This window comes from Streptomyces sp. NBC_01235, assembly GCF_035989285.1.
Taxonomy (GTDB): domain Bacteria; phylum Actinomycetota; class Actinomycetes; order Streptomycetales; family Streptomycetaceae; genus Streptomyces.
Window position 1 is genome coordinate 2,343,496 of record NZ_CP108513.1, and the last position, 12,858, is coordinate 2,356,353.

Below are 12,858 nucleotides of genomic sequence, written 5' to 3' on the forward strand. Positions count from 1 at the left end.
TCGTCCGCGGCGCGCACACTGGAGGAACCCACCGGGTAGGGAGGTGCCTCATGGAGATCCGCAAGACGCTCGGCCCCTGGCTCACCTCCCCCTGGCGGCGTACGGCCGTGGCGGCCCTCGCGGGCGCGCTGCCCGTGCTCGCGTTCCCGGCGCCGGCGCTGTGGTGGTGGGCCTATGTCGCGCTCGTCCCCTGGATCCTGCTGGCCCGCTCCGCGCCGACGGGAAGGCGGGCGGCGTGCGACGGCTGGAGCGGCGGATTCGGCTTCATGCTGGCCATGCACCACTGGCTGCTGCCGAGCCTGCACGTGTTCACGCTCGTGCTGGCCGCGCTGCTGGGCGCGTTGTGGGCGCCATGGGCGTGGCTGGTCCGGCGGTTCCTCGCCGAAGACGCCGAAGGCACGGTCCCCTCTCGCGGGCGGCTGTTCGCCGCGCTCCTCGTGCTGCCCTCGGGTTGGCTGGCCGTGGAACTCGTCCGCTCCTGGCAGGGGCTCGGCGGGCCGTGGGGCATGCTCGGGGCCAGTCAGTGGCAGGTGGAGCCCGCGTTGCGGCTCGCCTCCGTCGGCGGGGTGTGGCTGCTCAGCCTCCTGGTGGTGGCGGTGAACGTCGCGGTCGCCGTCCTCGTCTCCGTTCCGGCGTCCCGGGTGCCGGCCGTCGCCGGTCTCGTCGCCACAGCCGCCACCGCCTCGGCCGCGTGGGTGTGGGCGCCTCGCCCCGACGCCGACGGGCGGGCCCGGATCGCCGTCGTGCAGCCGGGCGTGGTCGACGGCCCCGACCGACGCTTCGACCGCGAGGAGGAGCTGACCCGCCGTCTGGCCGGGCAGGACGTCGACCTGATCGTCTGGGGCGAGAGCAGTGTCGGGTACGACCTCGCCGAACGGCCCGATCTGGCCAAACGCCTGGCGGAGTTGTCCCGGTCGACCGGCGCCGACATCCTCGTCAACGTCGACGCCCGCCGCTCCGACCGGCCGGGTGTCTACAAGAGCTCGATCCTCGTCGGCCCGGACGGCCCGACCGGCGACCGGTACGACAAGATGCGGCTGGTGCCGTTCGGTGAGTACATACCGGCCCGTTCCCTGCTCGGCTGGGCCACCTCCGTCGGCAAGGCGGCCGGTGAGGACCGGCGGCGCGGCAGCGAGCAGGTCGTGATGAACGCCGGTCCCGGCCTGCGCATCGGGCCGATGGTGTGCTTCGAGACGGCTTTCCCGGACATGAGCCGGCACCTCGCCGACGACGGCGTGGACCTGCTGGTCGCCCAGTCCTCCACCTCCTCCTTCCAGCAGAGCTGGGCGCCCGAGCACCACGCGTCGCTGGGCGCGCTGCGTGCCGCGGAGACCGGGCGCCCGTTCGTGCACGCCACCCTCACCGGCGTCTCCGCCGTGTACGACGCGAGCGGCCGGCGCATCGGCTCGTGGCTGGGCACGGAGGCGAGCACGACGGCCGTCTACGACGTCCCGCTCGCCGACGGCGTCACCCCGTACGTCCGCTACGGCGACTGGCCGGTCGACCTGGCCCTGCTGGTGCTCGGCGCGCTGGGGCTCTCGGAGGGGGCCCGGACGGTCAGACTGCGGCGGACCGGTCCCGCACCGCTCGGACCACCCGCTCGCACAGTTCGTGAGTCGCCAGCGCGTCCCGGGCGCTGAGCACCTTGCCCGCCCGTACGGCGTCCAGGAAGGCCAGCACCGCCTGTTCGATGCCGCGCTGCCGGGCCACCGGCACCCAGTCGCCGCGCCGCCGCACGGTCGGCTGGCCCTTGTGGTCGATCACTTCGGCGAGGTTGACGACCTGACGCTTGGTGTCCTGCCCGGACACCTCGAGGATCTCCTCGTTCGAACCGCTGAGCCGGTTCATCACCCCGAGCGCGGTGAAGCCGTCTCCGGCGAGCTGGAGGACGACGTGGTGCAGCAGCCCGTCCTCGACGCGGGCGCGCACGGTCACGTCGTCGACCGGTCCGGGCACGAGGAAGCGCAGTGTGTCGACGACGTGGATGAAGTCGTCGAGGATCATGGTGCGAGGTTCCTCGGGCAGCCCGACCCGGTTCTTCTGCAGGAGGATCAGCTCGCGCGGATGGTCGGCGCACTGCGCGTAGCCGGGCGCGAACCGCCGGTTGAAGCCCACGGCGAGGGACGTGTCGCGCGCCTCCGCGAGCGTCACGAGTCGCTCGGAGTCGGCGAGTTCGTAGGCGAGGGGCTTGTCGACGTACGTCGGCACACCCGCCTCCAGCAGCCGGGTGACGATCTCCGGGTGGGCGGCGGTGGGCGCGTGCACGAAGGCCGCGTCCAGGCCCGCGGCGAGGAGCGCGTCGAGGTCGCGGTGGCGCTGCTCGCGCGGCAGGCGGAGGGTGTCGGCGACCCGTTCGAGGGTGGCGGGCGTGCGGGTCTGCACGTGGAGCTCGATCCCGGGCAGCGCGCCGAGCACCGGCAGATACGCCTTCTGCGCGATGTCGCCGAGCCCGATGCAGCCGACCTTCACTGGCGCTCCCTCACCTCGTACCGCGTGCCTCCACGGCAGGATACGGCCGCTGCGGCGGCCGCCAGTCGGCGATCCCGTCGAAGCCGCGCAGGAACAGCGCCGGTCCCGCCGCCGACAGCGCCGTCAGAGCCGTGTTCCGTACGGCGACGGCGACGGGCTTCGCGGCCAGGCTGAGCCGCCCCACCCGCACCGCTCTGCGGGCCACGGCCGTCGTACGGGGCAGGCGGGCCGCCGAATAGGCCGCCAGGTCCGTGCCGTGGTGGGCGAGGACGATCGCGTCCTCGACGGCCTGGTTGCCGCCCTGCGCGATGCTCGGGGGCATGGGGTGGGCGGCGTCGCCGAGGAGGGCCACGCGTCCGCGGTGGAAGGCGGGCAGGGGCTCGGCGAGGTGGTGGACGTCGTGCCGCAGGACGTCCTCGGGGCGAACGGCGGCGAGGATCTCGGGGACCGGGCGGTGCCAGTCGCCGTAGCGGCGCAGCAGTTCGGCGCGCTCGTCGGGGGCGCGTTCCCCGGCGGGGGCGAGGGCGGCGCCGTACGCGTAGACCCGGCCGTCCTTGAGCGGGTGCGAGCCCCACAGGCACCCCCTGCCCCAGGTCTCGTGCGAGGCGAACTCCACCCCGGGCAGCGGGATCACGACCCGCCAGGTGGTGAAACCGGAGTGGACCGCGCCGGGGTGGTCCGGGAACAGGGTGTGGCGTACGGCGGAGTGGACGCCGTCGGCGGCGACCACCAGGTCGGCATCCCACTCGCCGTCGGGAGTGGTCACGCGGGCCGGGCGGTGGGCGTCGCCCGTGTCGGCGAGGGTGGCGGGCGTCGCGGTGCGGACGGCGTCCGGCGGAAGCAGCGCGCTCAGGATGGCGATCAGGGTGGCCCGGTGCAGCAGCACCAGAGGTCCGCCGAAACGGGCGGCGGCCGCCTCCGCGTCGGCGCGGGACAGCCAGCGGCCGCGAGGGGTGCGCAGACCGCCGTCCCCCTGCCAGGCGGCGAGGTCGCGGATCTCGTCGCCGACGCCGATGACGTCCAGGGCGCGCAGGGCGTTGGGCGCCAGCGATATGGCGGCGCCGGCCGGGGCCAGGGAGGCGGCCCGCTCCAGGACGGTGACCCGCCAACCGCGCAGATGCAGCGCCGCGGCGGCGGTGAGGCCCCCGATTCCGCCTCCGATGACGATCGCGACCCGCGACGACCCTTGCTGTGCCATGACTCCCCCTCGCTTCACTACATCTGTAGTGCACGGACGGGTCGACCATACTACGGGTGTAGTTCCGACGGTAGGTTGAGCCCATGTCCGTACGCCCCGCCCCGCCGTCCACCAGCCCGTCCCGCGCCGATCTCGTCGCCGACACCGCCCTGGCCCTGCTCGCCGAGCGCGGCATGCGCGGGCTGACGCACCGGGCCGTCGACGAGGCGGCCGGGCTCCCCCAGGGCTCCACCTCCAACCTGGCCCGCACCCGCCAGGCCCTGCTGGATCTCACCGTGCGGCGGCTCGCCGAGCGGGAGGCGCGGGTGCTGGCGTTGGAGGAGACGCCGGACCCGAGCGGTGGCCTCGACGCGCTGGCCGGAGCCCTCGCCCGCTCGGTCCACCGCTCCCTGACCGGCCACCGCGATCTGGTCGTCGCCCGCTACGAGCTCGCCCTGGAGGCGACCCGCCGCCCCGAACTGCGGGCCTTCTACGACGCGACGGGCGCCGTGTTCCGCGACCGGCTCACGGCGATGGTCACCGCGGCCGGCTCGACCGACCCGGCCCGGCATGCGCTGTCGCTCGTCGCCTGGGCGGAGGGGCTGATGTTCTCCTGCGTGGCGGGGTCCTTCGCCACCCCGAGCCCCAAGGACGTGCGCACGAGCCTGAGGGAGCTGCTGGGCGGCATGCTCGGCGGATAAGCCGTGGAGACGGCGGACGGGTTGGGCAATCATGCGGGCATGACGACGCAGCGCACGGAACCCGCCCAGAACGCCGACGAACGCACCATGCTGGAGGGCTGGCTGGACTATCACCGGCAGACCCTGGCCTGGAAGTGCGAGGGCCTCACCGACGCCCAGCTCCGCACGGCCGCGGTACCGCCGTCCGAGCTGTCGCTGATGGGGCTGGTGCGGCACATGGCGGACGTGGAGCGCGGCTGGTTCCGCAAGGTGCTGGCGGGCGACGAACCCGGCCCGATCCACTACAGCGAGGCCGACCCCGACGGCGAGTTCCACCTCACCGAGGAGGACACCTGGGAGGAGGCGTACGCCACCTGGCGGGCGGAGATCGAGACCGCCCGGCGGCACGCAGCCGAGTTCGCGCTGGACGATCTCTCGAAGGGCAGGAGCAGGTTCACCGAGGAACCGTTCAGCCTCCGCTGGATCTACACGCACATGATCGAGGAGTACGCCCGCCACAACGGCCACGCCGACCTGATCCGGGAGTGCGTCGACGGCGCGACAGGAGACTAGGCCCTGCCGTCGGCCCGACCGGCCCCGCTCCCTCCGTTGGGGGTACGAGATCACCCGTGCGGGGCAACCTCCGCTCGTCCGCTGTCGCGCGGGCGGCCGGAACCATCAGAGTTGCGCGGGTGCATCGAACGACGACTACCGCGACGCTCCTGGTCACCGTGGCCCTCTCGGCCCTCTCCGGGTGCGTGACCATCCAGCGTCCACCCGCGCCCGGGCCGGCCGTGGCGCCGTCCCTGCAGTCCGTGCCGCGCCCGGAGGGGCAGGCCGATACGCAGGTCGTGCAGGCGCCGGCCCGTGAGGCGCTGGAGATGGTCGGGCCGTCCCGGAAGCCGCGGTCCACAGCGCCGGCACAGCGGCCGACGGCGGCGCCGTCGGCCGAACAGCCGCCCTCGTCCCGTTACCGTCCGCACCACCCCCGGCCGGCCCACACCGAGCCGCGGCGGCGCGCACAGCCGCGCGTGGAGATCCCGGATGTGGAGAAGGAGGTGCGCAGGAACACCGACGTGTGCGCACTCGGCAGGAAGTACGGCGGCTGGCAGGGGGACAGCCCGGAAGCGGTGATCTGCAAGCGGGCCTATGGGCGGTGAGGCCCCTCCCCCAACTGCAGCTCCAGCCTGCTGATCGCGGCCCGTACCCCGTCCCCGTAGCCGTCGTCCCGCAGTGCCACGGCCGCCGTGCGTGCCCGGCGTACATGGGTACGGGCGGCCTCGGCGCGGCCGAGCTTCACGTAGTCCGCCGCCAGGTTGAGGTGCAGCGACGGGTAGAGCGCCCGCACCTCGACCGACCCGTCGTGCTCTTCCGCAGCCGTCAGCGCCCGCAGGTCCCACGCCAGCTCGTCCGACGGGTCGTCGTGGGTGTCGGCCAGGTAGTGGGCGAGGGTGCAGCGGTGCAGTGGGTCGCCGTCCTCGCCGAGTTCCGTCCAGAGGTCGAGGAGGCGGTGCCGGGCCTCCTCACGGTCTCCCCCGTGGTGCAGCATCACGACCTGCCCGATCCGCGTCAGCAGGGCGTCCGGTGCCGTCTGCCCCTGTCGCTCCGCCACCGCGCCCTCCTTGCGTCCTCGGGACGACGCCGCGTCCTCGGGACGACGCTAACGGCAGCCGGCGGCAATCCCGGTCAGGCGGCACCGGGTCGGCCCCCGGAGGGACCGGCCCGGCGGCAGTGGTCTCAGACCAGGTTCGGGATCGTCCAGTCGATCGGCTCGTGGCCCTGCTGCGCGACCGCCGCGTCGATCTGCGTGAACGGACGGGAGCCGAAGAACTTCTTCGCCGACAGCGGGGAGGGGTGCGCGCCCTTGACCACGATGTGCCGGGTCTCGTCGATGAGCGGGAGCTTCTTCTGCGCGTAGTTGCCCCACAGGACGAACACGGCCGGGTCGGGCCGGTCGGCCACGGCGCGGATGACCGCGTCCGTGAACTTCTCCCAGCCCTTGCCCTTGTGCGAGTTCGCCTCCCCGGAGCGGACCGTGAGGACCGCGTTGAGGAGCAGGACTCCCTGCTGCGCCCACGGCATCAGGTAGCCGTTGTCCGGGACCGGCGTGCCCAGCTCCGCGTGCATCTCCTTGTAGATGTTCCTCAGGGAGGGCGGGATCTTCACCCCGGGCCGCACCGAGAAGCACAGGCCGTGTCCCTGGCCCTCGCCGTGGTACGGGTCCTGGCCGAGGACGAGCACCTTCACCCGCTCGTACGGCGTCGCGTCGAGCGCGGCGAACACCTCCTCGCGCGGCGGGTAGACGGGACCCTTCGCCCGCTCCTCCTCGACGAACTCCGTCAGCTCCTTGAAGTAGGGCTGCTGCAGTTCGTCGCCCAGAACCCCGCGCCAGGACTCGGGCAGCATGGCGATGTCGGTCACGTCAACGTCCTCCGTTGTGCGGTCACTTCCCGACCACAGAACTTACAGGCGACCACTGACAACCGACGCGGCCGACCGCTCACCAGCTGGTCTTGCGGGACAGTTCCCACATCATCATGATCGTCGACGGGTCCAGGGAGCGCTCCCCGCCCGAGACGTCCTCGGAGGAGGCGATGTACTGCTTGCCCTGCCACAGCGGCAGCAGCCGGGCGTCGTCGACGAGGATCTGCTGGGCCTCCTCGAAGTCCTTGGCCACGTTGGCGCGGTCGCTCTCCTGGCGGGAGCGCGGCAGCAGCACCTGGGTGATCTCCTTCGCCGGGTAGGGCGTACCGAGCGCGTTCTGCTCACCCACGAAGGGGGCGATGAAGTTGTCGGCGTCCGGGAAGTCGGGGGCCCAGCCGCGCCCGAACACCGGGTACTCGCCCTTCTCGTAGCCGACCACGTAGGTGTTCCACGGGCGGCTCTTCAGGGTGACGGAGAACAGGCCCGAGGCCTCCAGCTGGCTCTTGATCTCCTTGAACTCCAGAGCGGTGTCGGAACCGTAGCGGTCGGTGGTGTACCAGAGGGTGAGCGGGACGGGCGTGGTGATGCCGGCCTCGCTGAGGATCGTGCGGGCCTTCTTGGCGTCGGGGTCGCCGAAGGAGTCGAAGAAACCGGTGGTGTGGCCGGTCAGGCCGGTCGGGACCATGGAGTACAGCGGGTCGACCGTGTCCTTGTAGATCTTGTGGGCGATCGCGGCGCGGTCGACGACCTGGGCGACGGCCCGGCGCACGGCGAGCTTGTTCGACAACGGGTCCTTGGGGTTGAACACCAGGTAGTTGATGTTGCTGCCGGCGGCCTCGATGAGCTGGAGGCCCTCGTTGGCGGCGCCCTTGGTCTCCAGGTCGACGATGTCGTCGGCGGCGAGCCCCTGGTAGGTGATGTCGATGTCCTTGGCGCGCAGGGCCTTGACCATCTCGCCGGAGTCCTGGAAGTAGCGGATGGTCACCGCGTCGTTCTTGCGGTCGGCGAAGCCCTTGTAGTTGTCGTTGCGCACGAGGACGGCCTGCTTGCCCTCCTCGTAGGACTGCAGCCGGTACGGTCCGGAGCCGACGATGCCGTCGTCCTTGCGCAGGGACTTCGCGGGGTAGTCGTCGGGGTCGACGAGGGACATGCCGGGAGTGGCGAGCACGAACGGGAAGGTGGCGTCGGCCTTGTTCAGCCGGAAGAGCACCTCGTTCTCACCGTTCGCCTCGACGCTGTCCAGGCTGCCCAGCAGTCCGTTGGGGCCGGTGGACGCGTCGATCGCCCTGATCCGGTCGATCGAGTACTTCACAGCCTTGGCGTCCAGTTTGTCGCCATTTGAGAACTTCAGGCCGTCGCGCAGTTCGCACTTGTAGGTGCGGTTCGAGCTGTCCGTGAACACGCAGGACTTGGCGGCGTCCGGCTGGGGATCCGTCGCGCCGTTCGGGTAGCTCAGCAGCGTCTGGTAGACGTTGCGGAACAGCTCCCAGGAGCCGTCCCAGGCGGCGGCGGGGTCCAGCGTGCTGGGAGCGCTGGTGGTGCCCACGACAATCGGCCCGGCGTCGTCGGAGCCTTCCTCTCCCAGGAGGCTGCACCCGGCCACCAGGGATATGGACACGATCGCCGCCATCTGCTGCAAGGATCGGTTCCGGTTGAACACGCGCACGCTCCTCGATCTGCCATGCCAAGGGTTGGCAGACCATACCGCAGCGACACGCGGCGTGAACCGGCGCCCATGGGGCGTTCTTGATCACTCCCGGTATGACGACGTTGTCATCCACGGGTACGACGTCCGTACGACGACACGGGCGCCGTTTCCGTAAAGGAAACCGGCGCCCGTGGTCGCGTGGAGGGGGTTATGCCACGCCGGCGTTCAGGAAGATGCCGCCGTCGACGACGAGGGTCTGGCCGGTGATCCAGTCCGACTGCTCCGAGGTGAGGAACGCGGCGGTGCCGCCGATGTCGGACGGCACGCCGAGGCGGGCCAGCGGGTAGGCGGCGGCCGCTTCCTCCTCGCGGCCCTCGTACAGGGCCTGGGCGAACTTGGTCTTCACCACGGCCGGGGCGATCGCGTTGACCCGCACGCGCGGCGCGAACTCGTGCGCCAGCTGCTGGGTCAGGTTGATCATCGCGGCCTTGCTGATGCCGTACGCGCCGATGAAGGGCGAGGCCGAGAGCCCGGCGACGGAGGCGATGTTGACGATCGCGCCGCCGTTGTCCTTCTGCCAGGCGTGCCAGGTCTTCTGCGCGAAGCCGAGCGCGGAGACCACGTTGGTCTCGAAGACCTTGCGGGCCACGTCGAGGTCGAGGTCCGCGATCGGCCCGAACACCGGGTTCGTACCGGCGTTGTTGACCAGGAAGTCGACGCGGCCGAAGGCCTCCATGGTGCGCTCGACGGCGACGGCCTGGTGCTCCACGTCGTGCGCCTTGCCGGCGACGCCGATGACCCGGTCGGCGCCGAGCTGCTCGACGGCCTCCTTGAGGGCGTCCTCGTTGCGGCCGGTGATGCAGACCCGGTCGCCACGGGCGACAAGGGCCTCGGCGACGCCGTAACCGATGCCTCGGCTGGCGCCCGTGACGAGGGCGACCTTGCCGGAGAGTGCGGGCAGTTCAGTCATGTTCGTGATCCCCAGTGGTCCCTAGTGGCCGTTAGTCGAGCGGTCCGCCGGCCACGTACAGCACCTGGCCGGAGACGAAGCCGGCGGCCTCGTTCGTGAAGAAGGCGATCGCGTTGGCGATGTCGTCGGGCTCGCCGACGCGCGCGACGGGGATCTGGGTGGCGGCCGCGGCCTTGAACTCCTCGAAGCCCATGCCGACGCGGGCGGCGGTCGCGGCGGTCATGTCGGTGGCGATGAAGCCGGGGGCGACGGCGTTGGCGGTGATACCGAACTTGCCGAGCTCGATGGCGAGGGTCTTGGTGAAGCCCTGCAGACCGGCCTTGGCGGCGGAGTAGTTGGCCTGGCCGCGGTTGCCGAGCGCCGAGGAGGACGACAGGTTGACGACCCGGCCGAAGCCGGCGTCGACCATGTGCTTCTGGACGGCCTTGGTCATCAGGAACGAGCCGCGCAGGTGCACGCCCAGCACAGTGTCCCAGTCGGAGGCGCTCATCTTGAACAGCAGGTTGTCGCGGAGCACGCCCGCGTTGTTGACGAGGATCGTCGGGGCGCCGAGCTCCGCGACGACGCGTGCGATCGCCGCCTCGACCTGGGTCTCGTCGGAGACGTCCGCGCCGACCGCGATCGCCCTGCCGCCCGCCGCGGTGATCTTCTCCACGGTGTCCTTGCAGGCGGCCTCGTCGAGGTCGACGACCGCGACCGCGCGACCCTCCGCGGCCAGCCGTACGGCGGTGGCGGCTCCGATGCCGCGCGCCGCGCCCGTGACCACGGCGACCCGCTGCTCAGTGGTGGACATTGCTGGTTCTCCTCGCCCTTGAGAAAGCCTGTCGCGCCCGGATGGTGGGCGCTGGATGCGCCCGACTGGTGAGCGACCGCTTAGTACCTTCGACAGACGTGAACCTAGAAGCCCTGGCACCCGGTGTCAACGCCACACGGCGGGGGTGTGACCCATCACCTCACCAGCAGCTCCAGCAGCCGCTCCGTCTCGGCGGCCGGATCGGTGGTCAGTCCGGTGTGCACGGGGCCCGGCTGGACGACGGTCGAGCGGGGCGCGATCAACCAGCGGAAGCGGCGTCCGGCGTCGTCGCGCGCCGCCTGCCCGGCCGAGGCGCCGCCCGCGCACACGCCCTCGACCGCCCGCAGTGCGGCCCGCACCCCGGCCACGTCCGCCGCCGGGTCCAGCGCCAGCAGCTTCGCCTCGTCGAGGTGGGTGCGGGCGCCGACGTAGTCCTGGCCGCGGCAGTACACCAGCACACCCGCGTTGATGCACTCGCCGCGCTCGACCCGCGGGACGACGCGCAGCAGGGCGTACTCGAAGACGTCCCGGTCGCCGCCCTGGCCCGGCCTGATGATGTGACGCTCGTTCACTTGGTCCCCTTGATGCGGTCGTGGATGACGGCGGCGCGCGCGAGGAGGGGTGCCGCGTAGGCGCGCCGGAGCGCGTCCGGGGTGTCGAAGCCGGGTTCGTCCGTCAGCCAGACGTCGGGGATCTCGGCGGTGACCTCGGCGAGGAGGTCGGCGGTGACCTGCGGGGCCAGCGCTGCCGCCGCGGCCGCGACGTCCGGCCCGAAGGGGGCGAGGGCGTGGTCGGAGGCGTCGTAGGGGCGGGCCGCGGAGGTCTCGGCGGTGGGCCAGTTGTGCTGCCAGATCATGGTGGCGCCGTGGTCGACGAGCCACAGGTCGCCGCGGTGCACCAGGAGGTTGGGGTTGCGCCAGGACCGGTCGACGTTGTTCACCAGCGCGTCGAACCAGACGATCCGGCCGGCCTCCTCGGGGCTCACCGGGAAGGCGAGCGGGTCGAAGCCGAGGGCGCCGGAGAGGAAGTCCATGCCGAGGTTGGTGCCGCCGCTGGACTTCAGCAACCCCTGCACCTGCTGGTCGGGTTCGCCGAGGCCCAGCAGGACGTCGAGCTCGACGGTCACCAGACGGGGCACCCGGAAGCCGAGCCTGCGGGCGAGTTCGCCGCAGACGACCTCCGCGACCAGCGTCTTGCGGCCCTGCCCGGCGCCGGTGAACTTCATGACGTACATACCGAAGTCGTCGGCCTCGACGAGTCCCGGCAAGGAGCCGCCCTCACGCAGGGGCGTGACATAGCGGGTCGCGGTGACTTCCTTGAGCATCGCCCCAGGTTACTGGGCCTGGGGCGATGCGCGGCCGACAGCTCCGCGACAGCTCTGGCTTACGCCGCGCTCATGTCGAACGGGTCAAGATCTCGACACTGTCCGGACTTGGCGGGGGCGCTGAACAAGCGGTGCCCGCGGCTCGTACCTCTCGGCAGATCCACGCAACCCCCTGGAAGGGAACCCCCAGCATGACCAGCGCATCGATCAAGTCCGCGTCGGGGCCCGCCCGCCGTACCGTCGTGGCAGCCGCCGGAGCCGCGGGGCTCTCCGTCGCGCTGACCGCGTGCGGAGGCTCCGACGACGACTCGTCGAGTTCGTCGTCTGCCGGCACGTCGGGTTCCACCGGTTCCACCGGCAGCACCGAGGCCGCGAGCACGGGCGGCGGGGACAGCGCGGCGGCCGGCGCCGCGCTCGCCAAGACGGCCGACATACCCGAGGGCGGCGGCAAGGTCTTCGCATCCGAGAAGGTGGTCGTCACCCAGCCGACGGCGGGCACGTACAAGGCGTTCTCCGCCGTGTGCACCCACCAGGGCTGCGCGGTGAAGTCCATCGCCGACGGCGTGATCAACTGCCCCTGCCACAACAGCAACTTCTCGATCACGGACGGCAGCGTGAAGAGCGGTCCCGCGAAGACGTCGCTGCCCGAGGTGCAGATCACCGTCAGCGGCGACTCGATCACCCTGGCCTGACGCCCGGTCCCCTTCGGGCTGTTCGTCCAAGGCAGGCCAGCACCTCGTCCGTGGTCGCGACCGTGGCGACCAATGCGAGGGTGTGGCGGATCATCGCGGGGGTGTAGTCGGCAGGCACCCCCGCGATGGCGTCCGACGGCACGACAGCCGTGTAGCCCCGGTTGACGGCGTCGAAGACGGTGTTGGGGATCGCCACGTTGGCCGAGACCCCGGTGACGACGAGCGTGCGGCAGCCCAGATTGCGCAGCAGGGAGTCGACGTCGGTGCCCTGGATCGGGGACAGTCCGTGCAGCCGCCGTACGACGAGATCGCCGTCGGCGACCTTGATCGGGGGCGCTACGCGGACGGCGGCGGAGCCGGTGAGCTGCTGGACGGGCAGCCGTTCGGCGGCGCGGAACAGGCGGGCGTTGCGACTGGCGCCCCGGCCGTCGGGGCGTCGCGCGGCGACGGCGTGGATCACCTGGATGCCGCTCTCGTGCGCGGCGGCCACCAGCCGGGCGATCCGGTCGAGTGCGCCCGACTCCCTTGCCTCGTGGGCGAGTTCGGGCAGGGCGGCGTCCGGTCCGACGACTCCCCGCTGGCATTCCACCGTGAGCAGGACGGTGTTCGCGGGATCGAGGAGCTCGCTGAGTACTTCGAACGAGGGCACGGCTCCTCCTGAGGTCGCTGCGGGCGGGCGAG

15 protein-coding genes are annotated in these 12,858 nt (G+C 71.8%); 5 read left to right on the plus strand and 10 right to left on the minus strand.

The features are described from left to right. Window positions 1-50 precede the first annotated feature (50 nt). On the plus strand, window positions 51-1,640 hold the full coding sequence (gene lnt / locus OG289_RS09955; protein ID WP_327313656.1) for an apolipoprotein N-acyltransferase: 1,590 nt from the start codon (window positions 51-53) through the stop codon (window positions 1,638-1,640). On the opposite strand, the gene OG289_RS09960 is transcribed toward lnt, so the two are convergent. Then, window positions 1,558-2,469: a Gfo/Idh/MocA family protein gene (locus OG289_RS09960; protein ID WP_327313657.1), complete on the minus strand. Its 912-nt coding sequence runs from the start codon at window positions 2,467-2,469 to the stop codon at window positions 1,558-1,560. The two genes, lnt and OG289_RS09960, sit on opposite strands and share 83 nt — an antisense overlap. A 10-nt stretch (window positions 2,470-2,479) precedes the next feature. Continuing rightward, window positions 2,480-3,667, minus strand: a complete 1,188-nt coding sequence (locus tag OG289_RS09965) for an FAD-dependent monooxygenase (protein WP_327313658.1) — start codon at window positions 3,665-3,667, stop codon at window positions 2,480-2,482. Between the two features lie 83 nt (window positions 3,668-3,750). On the opposite strand from OG289_RS09965, the gene OG289_RS09970 reads away from it, so the two are divergent. The 3 genes from OG289_RS09970 to OG289_RS09980 all read left to right on the plus strand — a co-directional run bounded on the left by OG289_RS09970 (window position 3,751) and on the right by OG289_RS09980 (window position 5,486). Continuing rightward, window positions 3,751-4,347, plus strand: coding sequence for a TetR/AcrR family transcriptional regulator (locus OG289_RS09970; RefSeq protein ID WP_327313659.1), 597 nt, complete (start codon window positions 3,751-3,753; stop codon window positions 4,345-4,347). A gap of 39 nt (window positions 4,348-4,386) precedes the next feature. Continuing rightward, complete coding sequence (locus OG289_RS09975; RefSeq protein WP_327313660.1) at window positions 4,387-4,899, plus strand: DinB family protein; 513 nt, start codon at window positions 4,387-4,389, stop codon at window positions 4,897-4,899. 119 nt (window positions 4,900-5,018) lie between these two features. After that, complete coding sequence (locus tag OG289_RS09980) at window positions 5,019-5,486, plus strand: hypothetical protein (protein ID WP_327313661.1); 468 nt, start codon at window positions 5,019-5,021, stop codon at window positions 5,484-5,486. Here OG289_RS09980 and OG289_RS09985 read toward each other — a convergent pair. From OG289_RS09985 to OG289_RS10015, 7 genes are all read right to left on the minus strand, one after another. Beyond that, window positions 5,474-5,938: a hypothetical protein gene (locus OG289_RS09985; RefSeq protein ID WP_327313662.1), complete on the minus strand. Its 465-nt coding sequence runs from the start codon at window positions 5,936-5,938 to the stop codon at window positions 5,474-5,476. The two genes, OG289_RS09980 and OG289_RS09985, sit on opposite strands and share 13 nt — an antisense overlap. A 125-nt stretch (window positions 5,939-6,063) precedes the next feature. After that, the gene (gene ung, locus OG289_RS09990; protein WP_327313663.1) at window positions 6,064-6,747 is read right to left on the minus strand and encodes a uracil-DNA glycosylase; all 684 of its coding nucleotides are present in this window, start codon (window positions 6,745-6,747) and stop codon (window positions 6,064-6,066) included. A gap of 79 nt (window positions 6,748-6,826) precedes the next feature. Then, the gene (locus tag OG289_RS09995; RefSeq protein ID WP_327313664.1) at window positions 6,827-8,416 is read right to left on the minus strand and encodes an ABC transporter substrate-binding protein; all 1,590 of its coding nucleotides are present in this window, start codon (window positions 8,414-8,416) and stop codon (window positions 6,827-6,829) included. 190 nt (window positions 8,417-8,606) lie between these two features. After that, a complete protein-coding gene (locus tag OG289_RS10000; protein WP_327313665.1) occupies window positions 8,607-9,368 on the minus strand; it encodes an SDR family oxidoreductase in 762 nt (253 codons plus the stop codon). A 31-nt stretch (window positions 9,369-9,399) separates the two neighbouring features. Continuing rightward, window positions 9,400-10,161: a 3-oxoacyl-ACP reductase FabG gene (gene fabG / locus OG289_RS10005; protein ID WP_327313666.1), complete on the minus strand. Its 762-nt coding sequence runs from the start codon at window positions 10,159-10,161 to the stop codon at window positions 9,400-9,402. A gap of 155 nt (window positions 10,162-10,316) precedes the next feature. Continuing rightward, complete coding sequence (locus tag OG289_RS10010) at window positions 10,317-10,733, minus strand: DUF3037 domain-containing protein (RefSeq protein ID WP_327313667.1); 417 nt, start codon at window positions 10,731-10,733, stop codon at window positions 10,317-10,319. After that, entirely contained in the window at window positions 10,730-11,485 is a 756-nt protein-coding gene (locus OG289_RS10015) for a HipA family kinase (RefSeq protein ID WP_327313668.1), read from the minus strand. The genes OG289_RS10010 and OG289_RS10015 overlap by 4 nt, the downstream gene beginning before the upstream one ends. 191 nt (window positions 11,486-11,676) lie before the next feature. On the opposite strand from OG289_RS10015, the gene OG289_RS10020 reads away from it, so the two are divergent. Then, complete coding sequence (locus OG289_RS10020; protein ID WP_327313669.1) at window positions 11,677-12,177, plus strand: Rieske (2Fe-2S) protein; 501 nt, start codon at window positions 11,677-11,679, stop codon at window positions 12,175-12,177. Here the strand turns inward: OG289_RS10020 and OG289_RS10025 are convergent. Further along, the gene (locus OG289_RS10025; RefSeq protein ID WP_327313670.1) at window positions 12,164-12,826 is read right to left on the minus strand and encodes an isochorismatase family cysteine hydrolase; all 663 of its coding nucleotides are present in this window, start codon (window positions 12,824-12,826) and stop codon (window positions 12,164-12,166) included. The two genes, OG289_RS10020 and OG289_RS10025, sit on opposite strands and share 14 nt — an antisense overlap. Window positions 12,827-12,858 lie beyond the last annotated feature (32 nt).